Source organism: Vibrio pectenicida (assembly GCA_024347015.1).
GTDB lineage: Bacteria > Pseudomonadota > Gammaproteobacteria > Enterobacterales > Vibrionaceae > Vibrio > Vibrio pectenicida.
On record AP024889.1, the window covers coordinates 2,242,215 to 2,264,558 of the forward strand.

Annotated in this window: 16 protein-coding genes and 1 pseudogene; 6 read left to right on the forward strand and 11 right to left on the reverse strand. The window is 40.8% G+C overall.

The genetic code is table 11. The features are described 5' to 3' along the window. Positions 1-18: 18 nt before the first annotated feature. Positions 19-2,022, reverse strand: a complete 2,004-nt coding sequence (locus OCV27_RS10315) for an NADPH-dependent 2,4-dienoyl-CoA reductase (RefSeq protein WP_125319809.1) — start codon at positions 2,020-2,022, stop codon at positions 19-21. 208 nt (positions 2,023-2,230) lie between these two features. Here OCV27_RS10315 and sppA point away from each other — a divergent pair, with 208 nt between their 5' ends. Next, positions 2,231-4,081, forward strand: a complete 1,851-nt coding sequence (gene sppA, locus OCV27_RS10320; protein WP_125319810.1) for a signal peptide peptidase SppA — start codon at positions 2,231-2,233, stop codon at positions 4,079-4,081. Between the two features lie 359 nt (positions 4,082-4,440). Beyond that, complete coding sequence (locus tag OCV27_RS10325; protein WP_125319811.1) at positions 4,441-5,631, forward strand: MFS transporter; 1,191 nt, start codon at positions 4,441-4,443, stop codon at positions 5,629-5,631. 98 nt (positions 5,632-5,729) lie between these two features. Here the strand turns inward: OCV27_RS10325 and OCV27_RS20925 are convergent. Continuing rightward, positions 5,730-8,252 (reverse strand): annotated as a pseudogene (locus OCV27_RS20925) (response regulator); the annotation flags it as partial. Positions 8,253-8,677: 425 nt separating this feature from the next. After that, on the reverse strand, positions 8,678-9,673 hold the full coding sequence (gene glsA / locus OCV27_RS10335) for a glutaminase A (protein ID WP_185759728.1): 996 nt from the start codon (positions 9,671-9,673) through the stop codon (positions 8,678-8,680). Positions 9,674-10,106: 433 nt separating this feature from the next. On the opposite strand from glsA, the gene ansA reads away from it, so the two are divergent. Continuing rightward, positions 10,107-11,123 (forward strand): asparaginase, encoded by a 1,017-nt coding sequence (gene ansA, locus OCV27_RS10340; RefSeq protein ID WP_125319814.1) that lies wholly within the window; start codon positions 10,107-10,109, stop codon positions 11,121-11,123. Positions 11,124-11,270: 147 nt separating this feature from the next. After that, on the forward strand, positions 11,271-12,101 hold the full coding sequence (locus tag OCV27_RS10345) for a CPBP family intramembrane glutamic endopeptidase (protein WP_125319815.1): 831 nt from the start codon (positions 11,271-11,273) through the stop codon (positions 12,099-12,101). Between the two features lie 52 nt (positions 12,102-12,153). Here OCV27_RS10345 and serS read toward each other — a convergent pair whose 3' ends face one another. The 4 genes from serS to OCV27_RS10365 form a co-directional block, all read right to left on the reverse strand. Then, entirely contained in the window at positions 12,154-13,461 is a 1,308-nt protein-coding gene (gene serS, locus OCV27_RS10350; RefSeq protein ID WP_125319816.1) for a serine--tRNA ligase, read from the reverse strand. A 96-nt stretch (positions 13,462-13,557) separates the two neighbouring features. Beyond that, on the reverse strand, positions 13,558-14,904 hold the full coding sequence (locus tag OCV27_RS10355) for a replication-associated recombination protein A (RefSeq protein WP_125319817.1): 1,347 nt from the start codon (positions 14,902-14,904) through the stop codon (positions 13,558-13,560). 2 nt (positions 14,905-14,906) lie between these two features. Further along, complete coding sequence (lolA, locus tag OCV27_RS10360) at positions 14,907-15,503, reverse strand: outer membrane lipoprotein periplasmic chaperone LolA (RefSeq protein WP_125319818.1); 597 nt, start codon at positions 15,501-15,503, stop codon at positions 14,907-14,909. A 99-nt stretch (positions 15,504-15,602) separates the two neighbouring features. Next, positions 15,603-16,217 (reverse strand): YecA/YgfB family protein, encoded by a 615-nt coding sequence (locus tag OCV27_RS10365; RefSeq protein WP_125319819.1) that lies wholly within the window; start codon positions 16,215-16,217, stop codon positions 15,603-15,605. 213 nt (positions 16,218-16,430) lie between these two features. On the opposite strand from OCV27_RS10365, the gene dusC reads away from it, so the two are divergent. Next, on the forward strand, positions 16,431-17,384 hold the full coding sequence (gene dusC / locus OCV27_RS10370; protein WP_125319820.1) for a tRNA dihydrouridine(16) synthase DusC: 954 nt from the start codon (positions 16,431-16,433) through the stop codon (positions 17,382-17,384). Positions 17,385-17,412: 28 nt separating this feature from the next. Here the strand turns inward: dusC and OCV27_RS10375 are convergent, their stop codons facing one another. The 4 genes from OCV27_RS10375 to OCV27_RS10390 form a co-directional block, all read right to left on the reverse strand. After that, positions 17,413-18,207 carry an ABC transporter ATP-binding protein gene (locus OCV27_RS10375; protein WP_125319821.1) on the reverse strand — a complete coding sequence of 265 codons (795 nt, stop codon included), beginning with the start codon at positions 18,205-18,207 and terminating at the stop codon, positions 17,413-17,415. Positions 18,208-18,234: 27 nt separating this feature from the next. After that, positions 18,235-19,149 (reverse strand): ABC transporter permease, encoded by a 915-nt coding sequence (locus OCV27_RS10380; protein ID WP_125319851.1) that lies wholly within the window; start codon positions 19,147-19,149, stop codon positions 18,235-18,237. 47 nt (positions 19,150-19,196) lie between these two features. Then, positions 19,197-20,162, reverse strand: a complete 966-nt coding sequence (locus tag OCV27_RS10385; RefSeq protein WP_125319822.1) for an ABC transporter substrate-binding protein — start codon at positions 20,160-20,162, stop codon at positions 19,197-19,199. Positions 20,163-20,680: 518 nt separating this feature from the next. After that, complete coding sequence (locus OCV27_RS10390) at positions 20,681-21,460, reverse strand: substrate-binding periplasmic protein (RefSeq protein WP_125319823.1); 780 nt, start codon at positions 21,458-21,460, stop codon at positions 20,681-20,683. 195 nt (positions 21,461-21,655) lie between these two features. Between OCV27_RS10390 and OCV27_RS10395 the strand changes: the two genes are divergently transcribed. Further along, entirely contained in the window at positions 21,656-22,114 is a 459-nt protein-coding gene (locus OCV27_RS10395) for a transposase (RefSeq protein WP_125319824.1), read from the forward strand. Positions 22,115-22,344: the final 230 nt, after the last annotated feature.

Here is a 22,344-nt window from a genome sequence, read left to right on the forward strand (position 1 = left end):
TCATATTTAAAGGTAATTTTATAACTTTATCGCAAGTTCTACCCCTTGACGAATGGCCCTAACAGCATCAAGCTCTCCCGCATGATCTGCACCACCGATAATATGTATCTTGTCGCCCATCTGCTGCCATTTACTTTCAAATGGTCTTACAGATTCTTGACCTGCGCATATTATGACCTTATCAACGTCAAGTAATTGTGAATGGTTACTGCATGTGATGTGCAAACCTCGCCCATCGATTTTGTCATAACTCACTCCGCCTAGTAGATTCACACCTCGCTTTTCCAGCGTTCGCTTATGAATCCACCCTGTTGTTTTCCCTGGCCCTTTACCGACCTTTCCAGCACGGCGCTGGAGTACCCAGACCTCTTTATCACTTTGAGACTCAGGGTAAGGGAACAACCCCCCAGGGTACGCAATTTCTTTATCTATTCCCCACTCATGTAACCAATCATCCAAATTGTGACCCGTTGGCTCTGTAAGCATAGTGGCAACATCAACACCAATTCCACCCGCACCCACAATCGCAACTTTTTCACCTACGTAGGTTTTATCTTTAATCAGAGTCTGGTAATCAATCACTTTCTCTGGGTTTTCAATTCCTTCAATCTTGACCTTACGAGGTTCAACTCCAGAAGCTATCACCACTTCATCATACTCAGAAAGTAAATCAAAGTTAGCTTCCGTTTCAAGATGAAGTTTTACTCCAGTTTCATCAATCTGATTGGCAAAATATCGAATCGTTTCACGAAATTCTTCTTTTCCAGGGATCTGCATAGCAAGACGAAACTGACCACCAATTCGATCATTTCGCTCGAAAAGGTCAACATGATGCCCACGCTTAGCTAGCGTCGTTGCGCAAGATAATCCAGCAGGACCTGCTCCAACAACAGCAACATTTTTAGGCTTATTTGTTGGGGTAATTCTTAACTCATCTTCACGACAAGCAAGTGGATTGACCAAACAACTGGCTCTCTTACCTTTAAATACATGATCTAAGCAAGCTTGGTTACAACCTATACAGGTGTTGATCAAGTGAGCCTGTTCATTCTCTGCTTTAGTCACAAAATGCGGATCTGCAAGAAACGGGCGAGCCATTGACACCATATCAGCATGACCACTCGATAAAATCCGTTCAGCTTCTTCTGGAGTATTAATGCGATTACATGTAACTATTGGGATAGATACATGAGGGCGTACTTTTTCAGTAACCCAAGTAAAGGCTCCACGAGGAACTTGAGTTGCGATGGTAGGGATCCTCGCCTCATGCCAACCGATACCAGTATTTATAATGGTAACACCTGCTTTTTCCAATTCTTTGGCAAGAGTAATGACCTCTTCAAACGTACTTCCTTCTTCAACCAAATCCAGCATAGATAAACGAAAAATAATGATGAATTCTTCGCCTACTGCTTGTCGGATAGCTTGTACAATTTCAAGTGGAAAACGCATACGATTTTGGTAGCTGCCACCCCAATCATCATATCGTGTATTGGTACGCTTACAGATAAACTGATTAATCAAGTAGCCTTCCGAACCCATCACTTCAACACCGTCATAGCCCGCTGATTGGGCCAAAACAGCACTATTAGCAAAGGCTGTAATAGTTTTATTTATTTGCCTAACACTCATTTCACTAGGAGAAAAGCGTGCAATAGGTGCTTTAATTGCTGATGAACTCTGAGAAAAAGGATGCATTGCATAACGACCTGCGTGTAGTAGCTGGATCGCAATCTTACTGCCATGTTCATGTACTGCCTCAGTCACTACCCGGTGTGATCTAGCATGCTTAGTTTTGCTAAACTCAGCACTGAAGGGATGTAACCGCCCTCGCAAATTAGGAGAAAAGCCCCCGGTAACTATCAGCCCAACGCCTCCTTTAGCGCGCTCAGCATAAAAAGCAGCCAACTTTCCTAGCCCTTCTTTATGCTCTTCAAGACCAGTGTGCATAGAGCCCATCAGGACTCTATTTCTAATCTGAGTAAATCCTAAATCTAACGGCTTTAACAAATTTGGGTACATAGCAGACATCACTTTTTATTATCATTTCTGGTCTGACCACAATAGATTTGCCTGCAATTAAAATCAAACAGGTGTTTACACTTTTGTAACACCGATCAATCTTGTTGTTGTTCAGTTATACTAGTTTAAGTAGGATGTAGGCCTACTAACACCTTTATGCTCGAACGTATCTAGATTTAAACCTGCGCACGAGCGCAGTGGAGCCACAATGAAAAAAATATTCAAATACATTGGCATGCTTTTCAAAGGGATATGGAAATTAATCACCTTTGCTCGCCTTGCTCTAGTGAACCTAGTCTTCCTGCTTACACTTGGAATTCTTTATTTCACATACACAACCAGTAGTTCGGTTACCCCTAACCTAACCCAAAAAACTGCCCTCACTCTCGATATTTCTGGTCCAATTGTCGAGCAATCACGCTATGTCAATCCTATGGATTCCTTTGCTGGTTCTCTATTTGGTGAAGGCATACCGAGTGAAAACTTGCTGTTTGACGTAGTCGATACTATTCGACACGCAACGGATGATGACAACATAACAGGAATTGTGCTTGCTCTGGGCGATATGCCAGAAACAAACTTAACAAAACTTCGTTATATTGCTAAAGCCCTTAACGAATTCAAAGCCTCTGGCAAGCCAATTTATGCTGTGGGAGATTTCTACAACCAGAGCCAGTACTACCTTGCAAGTTACGCCGATAAAGTCTATTTAGCCCCAGATGGTGCAGTACTGATTAAAGGTTATAGCGCCTATTCAATGTACTACAAAACCTTGCTAGAGAAGCTTGATATCAACACCCATGTATTTCGTGTTGGCTCATACAAGTCTGCCATTGAACCATTCGTCCGTGATGACATGTCAAATGAAGCAAAAGAGTCTGCTTCTCGCTGGCTCGGACAGCTTTGGGGTGCATATGTCGATGATGTAGCAACCAATCGTCAAGTTTCTAAAAATACTCTAAACCCGAGCATGGAAGAGTTTTTGACCCAACTAAAAGAGCAAGATGGTGATCTGGCTAGCCTCTCTCTTGAACTTGGATTAGTAGACGAGCTTGCCACCCGTCAACAAGTACGTGCAGAGCTTATTGAAACATTCGGCACCAACGGTGAGGATAGCTACCAGCATATTGATTATTATCAATATCTATCAACTATAAAACCAAAGTTTGATACAACAAAAGATGATATTGCTGTTGTGGTCGCAAGTGGTGCAATTATGGACGGGTCACAACCTAAAGGAACTGCTGGAGGTGACACCGTTTCAGCATTATTACGCCAAGCTCGTAATGATGATAACGTCAAAGCCGTTGTATTACGTGTTGATAGTCCAGGTGGAAGCGCATTTGCATCTGAGGTAATACGTAACGAAATACAAGCACTGAAAGAATCAGGAAAACCTGTCGTAGCGTCTATGTCTAGCTTGGCAGCCTCAGGGGGATATTGGATTTCAATGAGTGCAGATAAGATTGTTGCTCAGCCAACAACTCTGACTGGATCAATTGGCATCTTTAGCATTATTACTACCTTTGAAAAAGGTTTAAACAAACTCGGTATATATACTGATGGTGTAGGGACTTCACCATTCTCAGGTATAGGAATTACAACCGGTTTATCTGAAGGTGCCAGCGATGCTTTCCAGTTAGGAGTTGAACATGGTTACCATCGCTTTGTTGACCTTGTCAGTGAGAACCGAAACATTATTCTTGAAAATATGGATGATATAGCCCAAGGACGTGTTTGGACAGGTCAAGATGCTGAAAAACTTGGCTTAGTCGATCAAATGGGAGATTTTGATGACGCCGTCAAATTAGCTGCTGAACTTGCTCAATTAGAAGACTACAACCTTTATTGGGTAGAAGAGCCTCTAACCCCAGCTCAAGAGTTCATTCAAAACTTGATGACCCAAGTTCAAGTGGGCCTTGGCATAGATGTTTACACTATGCTTCCTTCAACCTTAAGGCCTACAGCAACTCAAATAATTCAAGACGCAAGCTTACTAGATAGTTTTAATGACCCCAAGGGTCAGTATGCATTCTGTTTAAACTGCCAGATTAAATAGATGAAACATCTATTACCAAGCGCCTATATTTAAATGATATGGGCGTTTTTATTTAGCTTTATTTGGACACATTAATTTCAAAAGGATAAATGTAGTCTTTTTAAAATCGCTGCCCTTCATTTTCTTACTCTAGCAAAATCAACCCCATAGTGTATTATGTGCATATCTTGAATAACTAAGAGTCTAATTATTTTCATACACTCTTAACTCATTTTTGACTTAAGAATATAAATGTAATCGAACAACTTTCCTATAAAGTCATTGTGAAGTCCAACTCATATTTTGGGGTGAAAGGCAACATATCAACTTTATCTGAGCCCAATAGAAGTAAGATAAAAATTAAAGAGGAGTCAATCAGAATGTCACTCACTTGGAAACAACGCACAAGTGCTGTGCTTGGTAATGCCATGGAGTATTACGATATTGCTGTATTTGCATCAATATCTATGTATATTTCACAGCTATTCACAAAACAAGGCATTGAACATTCAGAACTTATTGTATGGGGAGTATTTGCATTAAGGTTCTTAATACGGCCTATTGGTGGAATTGTAATTTGTCGTTATGCCGCTCAATATGGGCGTAAGAAAGCGCTTGTTTTCTGTAATCTACTCACAGGTTTCGCAACTATTTCAATGGCTTTAGTCCCTATAGAGACTGTTGGGCAGTATGTGGTCATTGTCTTCTTAGTTTTACAAATGCTCCAAGCATTTAGTTTTGGTGGCGAATACCCAACGCTTTTTAACTACTTACTGTATAATGCAAAGACATCTGAACGTTCTAGAATCAGTAGTCTGATTGTATCTAGTTCAATTGCGGGCGTCATTATTTCACTATTAATTGTTTCAGGATTAGAGCATTACCTTAGCCAAGAGCAGATGATTAGCTGGGGATGGAGAATACCGCTATTGATCGGCGTCATAAATATTATCGTCAGTCTATACCTTCGACTTTCTTTACCTGAATTACCAAAAGTTGAAAAAGTAGCAAATACTCCTAACTACAACGTCATTATAAAAGTCTTTTGCTTATCCATTCTTGCAGGTGTCATATTTTATGTGCAAAACTTAGCAAGTGGTATTTTAGGTAAAGCAATGAATATCGAAAACTTAGCGCTAATAAATTCTTCTGTATTAGTTTTGTTGATATTTATATTCTCATTTATTGTAGATAAACACTTTTCCACACAACAAGCCTTCAAGTTTGGGGCAATAGTTATGCTATTCGCTGCTATTCCTCTTTTCATACTTCTTGGAGCCGACCAGTTTATCTGGCAAGTATGTGCTGTATTAGGTATAAGTGCACTATCAGCCATTATATTGGGCAATACAGTAGCCGTACTTTGGCAATACTCAGACAATCACATAACAAGTTTAGGGGTTGGTTACAATATAGCTTTGTCAATCTTCGGTGGTCTTACCCCGTTGATTGTAACGGAAGCGATGAAATATAGCTCTGCTTACGTTGGCGTTTATCTAGCCATTGCTGCCATTCCTAGTCTAGCTGTATTTTACAGTACTAATTCAACCCAAGAACCCGTTCCTGCTTAGTCGTAGTAAGCTTAAACTTTCAAGGCTCAGGACAGTTATTGCCTGAGCCTATTTTATAAAATGCTCTACCTACTATACGGAAGAGGCTGAAATTTTAATTATGAAGTAATACTTTCTATTTCATTAAGAAGCGTCTCTTTTCTGAAAGGTTTGGGTAAATAAGCGTCCATCCCAGAATCGAAACAACGACGGATATCATCATCCACGACACTTGCTGTTAGAGCAATAATGGGGGTTTTGGCAAGTCCTAAGCAATGCTCATACTCCCGAATCTTTTGCGTTGCCTCAAAACCATCCATCACTGGCATCATACAATCCATTAAAATGATATCAAAACTACTGTCTTGCTCATATTTGTCTAGCGCAACTTGTCCATTTTCAGCGATTTCAAATTGATATCCAGCCTTACTAAGCATTAGTGACGCAACTTTCTGGTTAACATTATTATCTTCCACTAACAAAATTCGTCCAATACAATTAGACACAGTGTCGTTAGGTTCAAGATTTACACTTACTTTCTGGGACTCAGAAGCTGTCGGTAATGATAGAGTCTCCACCGAATCTTGAGAAACAAATATTGTAAGTTTTCCCCTTAAAACCTCAGCTTTGAAAGGCTTAGCGACATAATCATCCATACCTACTTTAAAACATTTCTGAATGTCTTCATCCACGACACTAGCAGTTAAAGCAATGATAGGTATTCGTTTAGCTCGGTTTTCCTCATGTTCAATTTGACGAATTTTTTCTGTTGCTTCAAAGCCATCCATCACTGGCATCATGCAGTCCATCAGAATTAATGCATAGTGATGCTTTTTAAACATTTCTACCGCTTGTTGGCCATTTTCAGCCAGATCAAAGCTAAAGCCAGCTTTTTCAACATGGATAGTGGCAATTTTTCTGTTTACCTCATTGTCATCTACCACCAATATCTTCTTAGTGATAATGTCATCACGTATCCTTTGTAACTCTTGAGTCGAGGATTGTTCCAAATCTTGTTCCAACCGTTCTATCACTTTCACCAAACGTTGACCAAGTAAAGGCTGCGTAATGATCGCGCTAACATTTTCTCCAAAGTCATACTGCTGACTGCGTAAGTGTTTCATTAGGCATACATGAATATTCAAAGCCTTCAGATGACGAAACAGGCTTTCTCTTTTAACAGCAGTATTAGGACTGGTTTCAACATAGATAACAATAACATTGTCTTTCTCATGAACCCATTTTGGTAGGTAATCTAAACTGGTTATGGATTGGTAAACAGGTGCATGATAGAAATTTAAAGACTCACATAATTGCTCTTCCATTACTTTATCATCACATACTAAACACAATGGGCTGAGTCGAGAAGTATGCTTAGAGTTATAATCCATTTGAGCGATTGGAAGAGAAAGTTGGAAAAAGAAGCGGCTACCTTGATTTTTTTCTGACTCTAGCTGGATCTTTCCACCCATAAGCTCAACCAATTGGGTACTTATTGCTAAACCAAGGCCAGTACCACCAAATTGCCGAGTCGTAGAATCATCCTCCTGCTTAAATGGCTCGAATATTTTATTTTGTTGTTGTTCATCAATACCAATTCCAGAATCATGTACCGAAAACTCTACTATGGCATTTTCTGCTGTCACATCACGGGTAATAATGGATAGATGCACACTCCCCTTCTCAGTAAACTTAACCGCGTTGGACATAAAATTCATAATCACCTGACGCAAACGATGGTCGTCTATCATCAAGCAATAGGGTAAACCTGAACTAACCGTGACTCTCAAATCAATCTCTTTTTCTTGAGCTCTTGGAGAAACAATAGAAACAATGTCATAAATAGATTCCCTTACATTAGTCGAGTTAGGGCTAATGACTAACATCCCTGACTCTATTTTGGAAAAGTCTAAAATATCATTGATTAAATTAAGTAGTAGATGAGAAGAGGTCTCAATAGTATCGACATAGTCACGTTGAGTCGCAGTTAACGAGGTATCAGAAAGTACTTCCGAGATCCCAATAACGCCGTTAAGGGGTGTACGAATTTCATGCGACATATTTGCTAGAAAGGAGCTTTTTGCTTTGCTTGCTCTAATCGCCTCATCTTTTGCTCGCTCCGCATCTTCTCTAGCTTGGTTTAGCTGACTATAATGGGCTTCAATAATATCACCCGACTGATTGAATTTATCAGCCAAGTGAGTTATTTCGTCATTGAACCAAGAAGATGGAAGAAAAATCTTATTTAGCGACTGATTGTTTTTACTGCTACTGACTATTTTCTCCATAAGGTTGATGCGCTTGATAACAAAGAACCAAGTAAAAAAAAGCACACTAGTAAGCAACAACATAATTCGAACGCTTTCTGCTGAAAGAATATGTACAAACTGAGACCAAAGACTAGCGTAAGTGCGGGTAAGATCAGATTGTATAATTAGATTACCCAAAACATAATTCTTACCGCCAAGTTGGTATTCTAGCGGCCATATTTGCGTAATTGCGCCTTCGCTTAACCTTTCTCCCTTTTCAATAACAGATTCCCTATCATTCCAGATGTTAGCGTAATCAACACCTGGTAAGGTGAGCAGCCCTTCAATTTGGGATTCAAGTAACACCCTATCTTCTACCCACAAACTACCCGTAATACTTGATAATTGGCTGTTCTTAATGTTGGAAAGTGTTTTGGTAATATGGTCAATATCTAGTTGTAATCTATAATAAAGATTGTAACTAGTCGTGGTCAGGGCGAGGAATATACTGATAAGGGTGACAGCAAAGAGTAACTTTTTATTAATACTCAAGTATCGACGCTTATTCTTCATATGAAACTTGGCTCTTATTTGAATTTATCTCGAATAAGAATAGTATGATGTGAGGCAAGTGTGAAGTATTCGAGCTAACGGTCGTTAAAAACAGCCTGTCATTTAAACCTCTAGGCACTTATTCTCGTGTTAATTTGCCTGATATACTGATTTTTCAAAGCCAGTCCCAAATATTGAGTACCTGAGACTGGTAAATTTTATTAATTAGAGTTGCTATGCTCGATGCAAGCCTCCTGTTCTTGATTCTAGTATGGGTTTAAGTTCATCTCACTGACAATGTAACTCACTGCTCTCTGTGCTCGTACACTATTACCAAATTGATCAAGTGGTGGAGAAACCACTCCTATAGACATTTTACCTGGGATGATTGCAATAAACCCACCACCCACATCGCTTTTAGCTGGCACTGCAGTTTCATAAAACCAACTTCCAGAGTTATAGTAAACCCCCGACATCACCATTGATGACAATATTTTGGGAACATAATCACTATTTAGGATTTCTTTGTGCGTAATAGGGTGCGTGCCATAATTGGCAAGTACAGATCCCATGACAGCTAAATCATGTGAAGTCACATTGATTGAACATTGTTTTGTATACGCTGTAACAGCATCAATAGGTGTAGTTCCTAACTTTCCATAGGAATCAAGTAATGTTGCAATTCCAAGATTACGTTTATTATCATTCATCTCAGACTGCAATACATCTTTATTCATATTCAGTTTTCTACCCGCGTAGTTATCCATATTGCTTTTTATAACCTTCCAGCGGTCAAATTCATTTTGAGGTGTTAGCCAACTTACGATAGAAATAGCACCAGCATTAACATAAGGATTCGACGGGGAACCATTTTGATTTTCAAGCGCTAGAATAGAGTTAAAAGGCATTCCTGTAGGCTGAACACCTATTGTCTTTTCTACAAAATTAGGCCCTCTGCCACTCATTAGCAACGCCAAAGTAAAGACCTTTGACACCGATTGAATTGAAACCGGCGAATCATAATCACCAAATTCGCAAATACGGCCATCAACGGTCACTACAGACATACCAAATGTTTTTGCATCAACAGATTCTAGTGCCTTGATATAATTAGCATTTGATCCGGAATTTATATCTTTAAACTTTAGGTATGCTTCCTGTGCCGCTGCGCAAATTTGGTCTCCTTCTTTCTGATTTGCATAAGCTGAAGTATTACATAACAAAAAAATGAATGGAGAACATAACAAAAAATGTCTAAACATAAAAAGCCTCATACTGGCTACATAAATTACAACTCATATAGTGAAGATAATCAGAATAACAATCATATGAATGACTTTATAAAGATGTGCATCCACCACCACTTTAAATAAATATCATTGCCCATTTTAGTTAAAAATCACACTAAAGGCAGATAGTAGCAAAATCTAAGTAGAGTCATTTTACAAACAACTTAGAACTATACCTTTATTGGTCATACCTGTTTATTTGGTTGAGATTAACACCGCTTTGGGTACCTCATTTATTTAATACACATTCCCTTACACCCCGACAAATTTCCAATTGATAAATTCTCAACAACTATTGATATTTGAGGAGATAAAAGCAGCCCGTGAGTAACGTCCCCCTTTTTCTTGGCTTATATTAATATATAATTCCACGCTCTTTTCCCTACAATTGACTGGTTTTTAAGCAATGGCAAGAAAACATATTTATATCGCTTACACTGGCGGAACCATAGGCATGAAAAAGTCTGATGACCACGGTTACGTTCCTGTGGCTGGTTTTATGGAAAAACAATTGGCAAGTATGCCAGAGTTCCAACGCCCTGAAATGCCAAAATTCACCACCCATGAATACGAACCTTTGATCGACTCATCAGATATGACTCCAAGAGATTGGCAGCAGATTGCCGATGATATCCGAAAAAATTACGATAAATACGATGGATTCGTTATACTTCACGGCACAGACACCATGGCATATACCGCATCTGCCTTATCATTTATGCTAGAGAACCTTGCAAAGCCAGTTATTGTGACAGGCTCACAAATACCACTAGCTGAGCTTAGATCTGATGGTCAAGCCAATTTACTTAATGCTTTGCACATCGCGGCTAATTATCCAATAAATGAAGTAACTCTATTTTTTAATAACAAATTAATGCGCGGTAATCGCAGTACTAAATCTCATGCGGATGGCTTCAACGCGTTTACTTCTCCAAACCTTCCTCCACTTCTAGAAGCTGGAATCAATATCCAAGTTAGTAACGATATTAAGATCGGAAAACAACCCAAAGGAAAGTTTAAAATACACGACATCACACCCCAGCCGATTGGTGTGATCACCATGTACCCAGGGATATCTCATGAAGTAATTCGTAATACTCTACTCCAGCCAGTCAATGCTATGATTTTGCTGACCTTTGGTGTAGGAAATGCTCCACAAAACCCAAAACTTCTGTCCCACCTTAAAGATGCCTCTGAACGCGGTGTTATTGTCGTCAACCTCACTCAATGTTTAGCAGGTAAAGTCAACATGGGGGGGTATGCTACAGGCTGTGCTCTTGCCGAAGCAGGTGTTATCAGCGGGTATGACATGACACCAGAAGCGGCTCTGGCCAAACTCCATTATCTACTTAGCCAAAAACTTAGCTATGAACAAGTAAAAAAACAGATGCAGCAAGTACTGCGAGGCGAAATGTCAATTTAGCTGCATTTATCTGATTTACTCCACTTCTTAAGCCGGTAACTTATCGGCTTTTTATTTTTAACTCTTTGCTCTACTGAAATAAAATCAACTTGTTCAAGGCATCAATTCAGTTCATGATATATTTTTCAAACATAACTAATTTTTTTTATGTATATTGATGCTTATATCTTTGTTTGGCTAGTGCTATCCGCCTCAATACTCGCAGCTTTTTTAAAAGCTACGAATACCTCGTCTATTTTACTAATTCTCACACTACTCAGTAGCATATTTTTTGGTGTTCTAACACCGATAGGATTTGTACTTATTTGCGCTTTTTTTGCTAGCGTTCATTACCTAAAAGATAAATCATGGATATCGCCAACGGCTCTATCCGCTTTTGTAGTTATCTTTTGCTTAGCTCTTTTTCTTCATTTAATCCCTAGCTTTAATAATCCTCAGGTATTAGAAAAAGTTCAAGCTGGCCCTCTCAGTGCAGACTTCAATATGTACTTAAATTTGGATAAGCCACTCGCTTTCTTTGCGCTACTATACATCTTCCCACACCTACTAGGTAAGCCACAGCAACCCAATTATCGTATGATATTGGTTGTTTGTACCTTGCTTTTTTCTCTATTACCTATCGCATCAGTACTTGGTGCGATCAAGCCTGAATTTACTATTCCGTCTTGGTGGTGGTTATTTGCATTTAACAACCTGATGTTTACCTGCGTAGCCGAAGAAGCCCTATTTCGAGGCTTTATTCAGCAGAAGCTAACAAAGAAGTTTGGTTTATACATTGCTCTATTCATTACGAGTTTGTTATTCGGAGTTGCTCATTTTTCAGGTGGTCCACTATTGATAGTATTTGCCACGTTGGCAGGACTTGGCTACGGACTGGTTTTCCACCTAACCGGAAGGCTATGGGCTTCAGTTTTGGTTCACTTTTTATTTAACTTCAGTCATTTGCTTTTCTATACTTACCCAATTTTAAAAGGGTAATAGGCGAAAAAAAGGCCAGCTCATCGAGCTGGCCTTACCTTACGGAAAAGACTTAACCTATATGGGTAACACCGCCCATATACTTTTGCAGAACTGTAGGAATTGCAATACGACCATTCGCTTCTTGGTTATTTTCCAAAATAGCAACCATAGTTCGACCAACGGCCAAACCTGAGCCATTCAACGTATGTAAAAGTTCAGGTTTTTTCTCACCTTTGCGACGAAAACGAGCCTGCATACGACGCGCTTGGAAATCCCAAGTATTTGAACAAGAAGAAATTTCACGATAGGTTTCTTGTGCTGGTACCCAGACTTCAAGATCATAAGTTTTACGGGCACCAAATCCCATATCTCCAGTACACAAAATAACTTTGCGATAAGGAAGCTCTAGCATTTGAAGCACTTTTTCAGCATGGCCAGTAAGCTCTTCTAGCGCAGCCATTGAATCTTCCGGCTTAGTAATCTGGACTAACTCAACTTTGTCAAATTGATGCATACGAATAAGACCACGCGTATCACGACCGTAAGATCCCGCCTCAGAGCGGAAACATGGTGTATGCGCTGTCATTTTAATCGGCAAATCTGCTTCATCTACAATAGTATCTCGAACCATGTTGGTCACAGGGACTTCAGCGGTTGGAATGAGAGAAAGTTTACGCGGTTCTTCATCATTCACTTTTTCAGTTAATGGTTCTGTGTGAAAAAGATCTTCGCCAAACTTAGGCAACTGTCCCGTACCATACAAGCTATCAGAGTTGACTAAGTAAGGCACGTATACTTCCGTATAACCATGTTCTTCAGTATGTAAATCAAGCATGAACTGTGCAATAGCACGGTGAAGGCGAGCAAACTGTCCTTTCATGATAATAAAGCGAGCACCCGTAATTTTGGTAGCGCTAGAGAAATCAAGACCACCAGCAAATTCACCTAGGTCAACGTGATCTTTGACTTCAAAGTCATAAGCTTTAGGCTCACCCCAACGAGAAATCTCTAGATTGTCATTTTCGTCTTTACCATCAGGAACTTCACCATCTGGCAAGTTTGGAACTGACAAAGTGATATATTCCAACTTATTTTGGATTTCTGCTAATTGTACTTTTTTCGCTTCAAGATCGCTGCCTAAAGTACCGATCTGTTTTTTAATCGCTTCAGCACCTTCTTTGTCTCCAGCTGCCATTTTCTGACCAATTTGTTTGGAGATGGAGTTACGCGTGGATTGTAAATTTTCAACTTCGACTTGGATCGACTTACGTTGATTTTCAAGTGTACTGATTGTCTCTACGTCTAGCTTAAAGCCACGGCGCGCCAGTTTTTCAGCTGTTTCATCCAGCTCTGTACGAAGTAATTTAGAATCCAGCATTGTTAATCCTATGCTTTGGTATAGTAAAAGTTACGCTTAAACATCATATTCAAGCGCTTTGGTAATTAGACCGACAAATGTATCCAAAAAAGACACTTATTCATAGCGCTTTTGTGGGCTTTTTGCATCTAAACTCGCTAGGTATTCTAACTTTTCAGCAATTTTTACCTCTAAGCCTCGATTTGTAGGAAAGTAGTAACGGCTGTCAGGCATTTCTGGAGGGAAATAATTTTCACCGGCAGCATATCCGCCCAATTCATCGTGGGCATAACGATATTCCTCCCCGTAACCGAGATCTTTCATTAAGCTTGTAGGTGCATTACGAAGGTGTGCTGGTACTTCAAATTCTGGTTGATTGTGAGCATCATTCAGTGCTTGCTTCCAAGCCGTATAAACAGCATTACTTTTCGGTGCGCAGGCTAAATAGACAATAGCTTGGGCAATAGCTCTTTCCCCTTCTGCAGGACCAACTCGAGTAAAACAGTCCCAAGCTGATAATGCCACTTGCATCGCCCTTGGGTCTGCATTGCCAATATCCTCTGACGCAATTGCCAGCAAGCGACGTGCAAGATATAAGGGGTCGCAACCTGCGGCGATCATTCGTGCTGACCAGTAAAGGGCAGCGTCAGGATCCGAGCCACGAATTGACTTATGAACAGCAGATATTAAGTCGTACCAAATATCGCCTTTATTATCAAAACGAGAGACTTTTTCTCCAACGACTTCAGCCAATAGAGGTAAAGTAATTTGCTTTACACCCTGATCATCCTCTTTTGCCATATCATAGAGCAACTCAAGATAGTTCAGTGACATACGCGCATCACCATTCACTAACTCAGATAATCGTTCAAGCACATTGTCAGCAAACTGAGCCTTTAGCCTCCCTAACCCAAGCTCTGAGTTATTGGTCGCTTGCTCAAGCGCTCGATAAATATCTTGCCCTGACAAAGATGTAAGCTTGTATACACGAGCGCGTGATAACAAAGCGTTATTTAGTTCAAATGACGGATTTTCTGTGGTCGCACCTATAAAGGTAATTGTTCCGTCTTCAATATGAGGTAAGAAAGCATCTTGCTGAGATTTATTGAATCGATGGACCTCATCAACAAACATGATTGTACGAATACCTGCCAGTTGATTTTCACGTGCTTTCTCAATAGCAAGGCGTATATCTTTTACACCAGAGGTCACAGCAGATACCCGTTCTACTTCAGCATTAGCATAATTGGCCGCAATTTCTGCTAAAGTAGTTTTGCCTGTACCTGGCGGTCCCCAAAGAATCATCGAGTGCAAGTGGCCAGATTCAAGAGCACGACGTAAAGGCTTTCCTTCAGCTAATATATGCTCCTGCCCAATATATTGTTCGAGCGTTTTTGGTCGCATTCGAGCAGCAAGAGGGCGAAAATCTTCTTGCCCTGTAAAATCCAAACAATAGTTACTCACTCTCAGTTCCTTTGATCATCTACCTCTACTCCTTTCGGAATAGTAAAAGTAAAGTGGTCAGCACTTGGTTTAGCTAAATTGACATTCTTAAATGTAAAGTCACTTTTCTGCCCATCTTGTTCAATAACACTAAAGCCCTTAACTGCCCCTTTTTTATCAATTTCAAGCTTAAATGTACCTTGGTTACTGTCAACCGCTGTTGGAATTAATGTAAACATATCGTCTTGCTGTGAAACTTTATAGTTGTCCCAATCACTAGTACGGTTGCGAGTTAACAATACAAACGGTGTTTGTGCGGTCGCTTTTTCTTGCGAGTAAATACTTACTTGTTGTATAAACGGGCTGTAATACCACAGTGATTTACCATCAGAAACCATTACATTCTCATCTGGCGAGACGGTTTCCCAACGGAACAAACTCGGTCTTGAAATATCCACCTTTCCAGACCCTTTAATTAATAGTTCTCCTTCTGGGCTAATTAGTTGCTGAGTAAAATCAGCACTGAATCCCTCCGAAAGTTGTAACCGTTTACTTAATTCATCCTTAGGGGCTGCCATCACAGAAAAACTCAACAAGAGTAGCACAGCAAATTTTTTCATTCTTTTAATCCTATTTGGTCGATGAAAATCGACTTTAAACCTTAATTCAACTTTAAACCTTAGCTTCTTGGTGTTTGACCGATTACTGTTAACTTTGTTCTATTGACCACAACACTGTTTAAATTTTTCCCCGCTGCCACATGGACACCGATCGTTTCGACCAATACCTTTAAACGGATTCACTGACTGTGCTTTAGCCCCTACCATGATTTCATCAGCGGCGAGCGCTACCTCATTAATCATTAAGTCAAGCTGAGAAACTAGATCATCTAAAGCTGGTGGTGATTCAATTCCAGCAGCTTTCATCTCCGTTTGTGTCTTGTGCTCATCAATTGCCAACATAAGCGTAGTGAGTAAGGCTTGCAGCATTCTTGACGAACCATCGCTAAGTGGCACGTCCTGCCATTGATTCTCGACCCTTGGCCACAATCTCATAAAGCCTTCAGCAAAATCAGCTAGCTGCTCATCTCTATCTGTAATACTAAGAAGTGATAATAGCGAGTATTCATTTCGCTTTAGGTATGTATATTGCTGATGAACATGCTGTATAACTTTTGTTTTTACAAGTAACGCCTGATCAGCAAATATGTCCGGTAGCCAAAGTTCAGGCTCTAGAGGTTTTGTCGCCAAATTGGCCGCCAAAACCACCCCTTCAATGAAGATGTCAGACTCTTGGAATTGAGATGCTTCTATTTTCAGTAATTGATAAGTCATTAGCTAATTTTGTGATCATATTCTTTGTAAGCCATTATAACCTTACCAATAGGCTATGGTCACTCATACCTTATCTGCTTTGGAGTATTCCTAACTCTATCTAACAACTTCAGCTCTAGACCATATTAATCCTGTCAACAAATCACTCATGTAATTAGACATCTTGATGGGAAATACCTAAAATCACGCCTCCTGAATTGAGAAACATTGTTTATGCGACTTGTATTAGGCCCGATGGAGGGCGTTTTAGACCATTTGATGCGCGAGATCTTAACCGATATTAACGACTACGACCTCTGTATAACTGAGTTTGTACGTGTGGTAGATCAATTGCTACCTGAGCATGTTTTTTATCGTTTGTGTCCAGAGCTAAAACAAGGGTCAGAAACCAAATCAGGCGTCCCTGTTCATATTCAATTGTTAGGCCAAAACCCTGATTGGATGGCTGAGAATGCAGTTCGGGCATCTGAACTTGGGGCAAAAGGCGTTGATATTAACTTTGGCTGTCCAGCGAAATTAGTTAATAAGAGCAAAGGTGGAGCAGCCTTGCTACAACACCCCGAACTAATTCATCGCGTTGTGAAGGCATGCCGAGATGCGCTTCCACAACATGTTCCCCTTACGGCTAAAATTCGCTTGGGTTGGGATAACCCTAACGATTGTTTTGAGATTGTTGATGCTATCCAAAGTGCGGGGGCCAATGAACTCACTGTCCATGCTCGAACTAAAACAGGCGGCTACAAAGCAAGTGAAATCAAGTGGTCATATATTAACGAGATCAGGCGACGTTTTACGATACCATTAATTGCTAATGGTGAAATTTGGAACTTTCAGGACGGGCAAGCCTGTATTAAAACCACAGGTGTAGAATCTCTAATGGTCTGTCGCGGCGCATTTAATGTGCCGAATCTTGGTAATGTCGTTAAACATAATCAAACACCCATGCCTTGGCAAGAGGTCGTCGACTTGTTATTACTTTATTCTCAATATGAAATGAAAGGGGATAAGGGCCTGTACTATCCTAACCGGGTTAAGCAGTGGTTTTCTTACTTACGACAAGAATACCCCCAGGCTAATGAACTATTTCGAGAGATCCGCGCCTTCAATAAGGCAGTTCCTATTGTAGAACGAATAAAAAAGTATCAAGATGAAACATGCTCTACATAATCTCATTTTTGCCACAGATTTAATGTTGTTAGCTTAGGAGAAGGCTATCATCTGCGAGCTCTTCTCCTCTAACTTGTGAGAACATATCGAGCAAATCTGAAACCTGCATATTAGCTCTTTTCTCACCCGTAACGTCTAAGACGACTTCACCTTGGTGTAACATCACAGTACGGTCACCACATGCTAAGGCATCCTTCATTGAATGGGTCACCATCATCACAGTTAAACGAAATTCAGCCACAATCATATTGGTTAATTCTATGATAAATTTTGCCATTCTAGGATCTAACGCTGCTGTGTGTTCATCAAGTAGTAAAATTTTACTATCAGACAACGTCGCCATCACCAAGCTAACGGCTTGCCTCTGCCCACCAGATAAGAGCCCAATATTATCACCCAACCTATCTTCCAATCCAAGTCCAAGAATACTTATACGTTCTTGAAATACTTTACGCCGCTGATTTGAGAGCGCAGAGCTCCAGCCACGCTTCTTACCTCTCATGTGCGCCAGTGCCATATTTTCTTCAATCGACAAATCAGCGCAAGTACCCGCTAGAGGGTCTTGAAACACTCGTGCACACTGGGATGCCCTTTGATGGACAGCCTGTTTGGTTACATCTAAACCATTGAGAATAACGCAACCTGTAGTGATCGGTGTTTCTCCTGTCACAGTACCGAGCAGAGTCGACTTCCCTGCACCATTGGAACCAATCACTGTTAGAAACTGGTGCTTTGTGACCTGCAATGAAACACTATTAAGTGCTTGATTTTCCAATATACTTCCACGGTTAAATATGACATCAATATCATTAATATCAATCATGCACCACCCCCGCTTTATTCAGCTATCTTAGTTTTTATTTTCACCACGGCTTACAGAAAGTAGCCTCTTAGCATCGAGATTCGCCTTAAGTTTAGGTGCGATAAGTGCCATAGCCACCAAAACAGCAGTGACAAGATTAAGATCGGAGGCTTGCAGGCCAAACATTCCCGAGCTTAAAGCAAAGGCTACTGCGAGGCGATAAAGTACTGAACCAAGGACCACAGCAACTACGGATACCCATATCTTTCGCCCAGGCATTAATGTTTGACCAAGTATCACCGCTGCTAGTCCAACGACAATTGTCCCTACACCAGAAGTAACATCTGCAAAACTATTCGTTTGGGCAAATAAGGCCCCGGCAAAGCCGACGAAGCCGTTGGATAGTGCAAGACCAAAATAGGTATAGAATGAGGTACTCCCACCTTGAGCGGCAAGCATACGTGCATTAACACCCGTTGCACGCAGACCTAAGCCAAAGTCACTAGTTAAAAGTCGAATAACGAAAACAGCAGATAACATCACCAGTACACCTACCACTATTGGCCTTATCAGCATAGGATCAGCAACAGACTCAAAAGGGGTCAGAATAGTCTCTTCTCCTAGAAGGGCTGTGTTAGGGCGTCCCATGATGCGAATATTAATTGAAAATGCAGCGATCATGGTTAGAATTGAGGCTAATAAATGCAGTATCCCGCACCTTATCGCTAAAAATGCCGTTACCCAACCTGTTGCGGCTCCAGCCAAAATTGCAAATCCTGTTGCCAACCAAGGGTTAATACCCGCAACTATGGCTGTGGCAGCAACCGCCGCTCCCATAGGGAAACTCCCATCTACGCTCAAGTCTGGAAAGTCAAGTACTCGGAAAGTGAGGAAAACGCCTAGCGCAACTAAACCATAGAGTAACCCAATTTCAAGCGCGCCAAAAAACGCAAAAGCCGACATCATCACTCCCCTCTGTGTTAGTCGCTAAAATGGGCAGGTTTGCCCCGTTACTTCACTTCAGTAGCACGCTCGAGAACAGAATCAGGGATGGTGATTCCAAGTTGTTTTGAGGCTGTCGTGTTCACAACCAAATCAGAACCATTAGCGACTTTCACATCTAATGTGCCAGGATCTGCGCCTTCCAATATGGCAACTACATAATCAGCCGTTTGAATACCAACTTGATAATAATCAAACCCGATACTCGCAATAGCCCCTTTCTCAACATAAGAAGTTGCACCACCAAAAACAGGGGTTTTGGTTTGATTCGCAGCTACAAGCATACCTTCAATTGCACTTGCGACTGTATTATCAGTCGGAGCATAGAGAATGTCCGATTTCTCCGCAATAGCCTGAGTAGCCGATTGGACATCGGCACTTTTTAAGGCTGTTGCTTCAAATACACTAATTCCATGAGCCTTTGCATTTTCTTTTAACAATGCTACCAAGGTGACTGCGTTAGCTTCTCCGGGATTAAATACCACCCCAATAGACTTCACATTAGGCATAATTTCTTTGATAAGTGTTACGTGTTGATTGACAGGGGAAAGGTCAGACAGACCAGTGACATTTTTTCCTGGTTGAGTCATACTTTTAACCAGTTTTGCTCCTACAGGATCAGTAACAGCCGTAAAAACTACTGGAATAGAGCGAGTAGCAGCGACTAATGCTTGAGCCGTTGGAGTTGCTATCCCTACTAGCACATCTGGTTTTTCTCCCACATACTGACGAGCAATTTGAACCGCAATAGCTGGATTCCCCTGAGCTGTTTTATAGTCAAATTCCAGGTTTTTTCCTTCTATGTAGCCCTTTGCTTTAAGTCCGTCTAACAACCCCTTACGCGCTGAATCTAAAGCAGGATGTTCAACAATTTGTGATACAGCGACTTTTGCTGTCTTTGCCATACTGTTTATGGGAAGGGTTAGTGTTGCGCCTAGCACTAATACACTAGATATAACCTTTACTGCTTTCATCTCTGCTCCTTGATCTAAGCATTGCCAACTTGGCATGTGTTACAACTCGTAGCGAGTTATACACACCATTCATTATTGGCAATAAGTTATAAAAATTAAAAGATTGATATAACAATTGCAGCAATTAATTTCAGTAACAGTAAATTATGGGACGAGTCGGTTTATTTGGCAGGAGCACGTTTGGATGATGGCGAATTACTCATAATCGCCACGAGTGCCCCTTGACCTGACAGTATCATGATTTACGCGAAGCCTTGGGAGATAGAAACCTTATTTGAATGCCTGAAAGGGCGAGTCTGACGGAACCCGCGAGGGTGAGCAAGGTGGTCGCAATATTGGCGTTGAACTATTGTTGGGCTTACAAAACGGATGAATGGCTCAGCGACCAAGGTGACGGAATCAAAGTGAAAAAGCACGGTCGCTTAGCCAAAAGCCGATATGGAAATCGTAATTAAGGTTTGGAGTGTTGAGTTTCTCACAAATATTGCTTTCGTATAAAGCATATAGAAACTCAAATTTCACTCATTGCTGCTCTTCCAATCAACTATACCGTATTTATTGAGAATCTCTTGAAGCTCTCCTGAATGACGCAGTTCCTGTACCCCTAGGCTGAATTTCTGGGCTAGCTCCTTTGACTCAGGTAGTGCTGGAGAAAAACCTATCATTGCAGACACTGCTCCTAAACACCCTACGACTTGAAATTGATCAGTTAGACTAGCACTTTTCAAATAGTGGGTTACAACAGAACTATCATCTATAACGACATCAATTCGTCCAGCTTCCAGCATACTAAAAAGGCGCTCAAGCATATTTTCTTCACTACCTGAAATAGCGATTACATTACCAGTACGATTCTGCCCAACATAATCATCAATTACACCGTATGAATAACTATTGATTACTCCTAAATTTACCGAATCCAAAGAAGGTATCCCATTGAACTTCCACTCGTTGCCATTCCGTGTATAGAAACAATTATTTATTTGACCGACGCTTTCTGTTGGGTAAATAAAATCAGGTGCATCACTAACGATCAACCCGACTAAAGCAGCATATACACCACGTTCAGTATCAACTAATTGTCTGCTAAATGGCGGTGTTTTATAGGTTATTTGGTATCCCAATTTTGCAAACACTCTATCAACAATCTCGATACTAAAACCGGGGTGGTTAACATCCAACGTGTCGTTCTTTTCAAATATGTATGGTCGCCAATCACCCGTTGCAAATATAAGAGGCTTCGCCTGTAAGCCAACACAGAAAAGGAGAACGAGACTTATGGAAATACGGTATATCATTAGGTCCACCCTTAAACACTGTTAACTAGAAAAGTATAGTTTTAGTGCACGCGCCACTGGTTAAACTTTTCGTTTCTTATTAAAAAATTGCTACTTAGTCTCAAACATAAGACTGATCATACATACCGATTTGACGGTCTCGCACAGTTCATTGTCCGGCTCTTTTTCAGTGAATCAGCTCATTGAACCCTGACGATGGACAGAACCAACTGGCAGTACGGACGAGCCAATATAAACATTCTGATGCTTGGTATTTGTTACAAGAAGCGGGCTATCCCTGTATGTTGGACACTCCTTGATAAGAAAGGGAACTCTAACGAAAAAGAGCGTATTGGCTTAGTTTCTCGGTTTATCAGGATATTTGGCACAGGACGTACTGATATATTACTTGCGGATCGTGAGTTTGTTGGTGGTGATTGGTTTCGCTGGCTTAGAGAGCACAACATTCCCTTTAACATCCGCATCAAGAAAAACGCTATTACCACAAATAGTCGAGGACTCGATGTTGATGTCGATGGACTCTTCTATCACCTGAAACCGGGAGAAGAGCAGACTCTATCAGGGGCACACAAATTATGGGACGAGTCGATTTATTTGGCAGGAGCACGTTTGGATGATGGCGAATTACTCATAATCGCCACGAGTGCCCCTTGACCTGACAGTATCATGATTTACGCGAAGCCTTGGGAGATAGCAACCTTATTTGAATGCCTGAAAGGGCGAGTCTGACGGAACCCGCGAGGGTGAGCAAGGTGGTCGCAATATTGGCGTTGAACTATTGTTGGGCTTACAAAACGGATGAATGGCGCAGCGAACAAGGCGACGGAATCAAAGTGAAAAAGCACGGTCGCTTAGCCAAAAGCCTTTTTAGGCATGGGCTGGAT

Bases quoted from the DNA above. Each gene is read 5' to 3' on its own strand.
- OCV27_RS10315 (WP_125319809.1), bottom strand. From the start codon at position 2,022: ATGTACCCAAATTTGTTAAAGCCGTTAGATTTAGGATTTACTCAGATT.
- sppA (WP_125319810.1), top strand. From the start codon at position 2,231: ATGAAAAAAATATTCAAATACATTGGCATGCTTTTCAAAGGGATATGG.
- OCV27_RS10325 (WP_125319811.1), top strand. From the start codon at position 4,441: ATGTCACTCACTTGGAAACAACGCACAAGTGCTGTGCTTGGTAATGCC.
- glsA (WP_185759728.1), bottom strand. From the start codon at position 9,673: ATGTTTAGACATTTTTTGTTATGTTCTCCATTCATTTTTTTGTTATGT.
- ansA (WP_125319814.1), top strand. From the start codon at position 10,107: ATGGCAAGAAAACATATTTATATCGCTTACACTGGCGGAACCATAGGC.
- OCV27_RS10345 (WP_125319815.1), top strand. From the start codon at position 11,271: ATGTATATTGATGCTTATATCTTTGTTTGGCTAGTGCTATCCGCCTCA.
- serS (WP_125319816.1), bottom strand. From the start codon at position 13,461: ATGCTGGATTCTAAATTACTTCGTACAGAGCTGGATGAAACAGCTGAA.
- lolA (WP_125319818.1), bottom strand. From the start codon at position 15,503: ATGAAAAAATTTGCTGTGCTACTCTTGTTGAGTTTTTCTGTGATGGCA.
- OCV27_RS10365 (WP_125319819.1), bottom strand. From the start codon at position 16,217: ATGACTTATCAATTACTGAAAATAGAAGCATCTCAATTCCAAGAGTCT.
- dusC (WP_125319820.1), top strand. From the start codon at position 16,431: ATGCGACTTGTATTAGGCCCGATGGAGGGCGTTTTAGACCATTTGATG.
- OCV27_RS10375 (WP_125319821.1), bottom strand. From the start codon at position 18,207: ATGATTGATATTAATGATATTGATGTCATATTTAACCGTGGAAGTATA.
- OCV27_RS10380 (WP_125319851.1), bottom strand. From the start codon at position 19,149: ATGTCGGCTTTTGCGTTTTTTGGCGCGCTTGAAATTGGGTTACTCTAT.
- OCV27_RS10385 (WP_125319822.1), bottom strand. From the start codon at position 20,162: ATGAAAGCAGTAAAGGTTATATCTAGTGTATTAGTGCTAGGCGCAACA.
- OCV27_RS10390 (WP_125319823.1), bottom strand. From the start codon at position 21,460: ATGATATACCGTATTTCCATAAGTCTCGTTCTCCTTTTCTGTGTTGGC.
- OCV27_RS10395 (WP_125319824.1), top strand. From the start codon at position 21,656: ATGGACAGAACCAACTGGCAGTACGGACGAGCCAATATAAACATTCTG.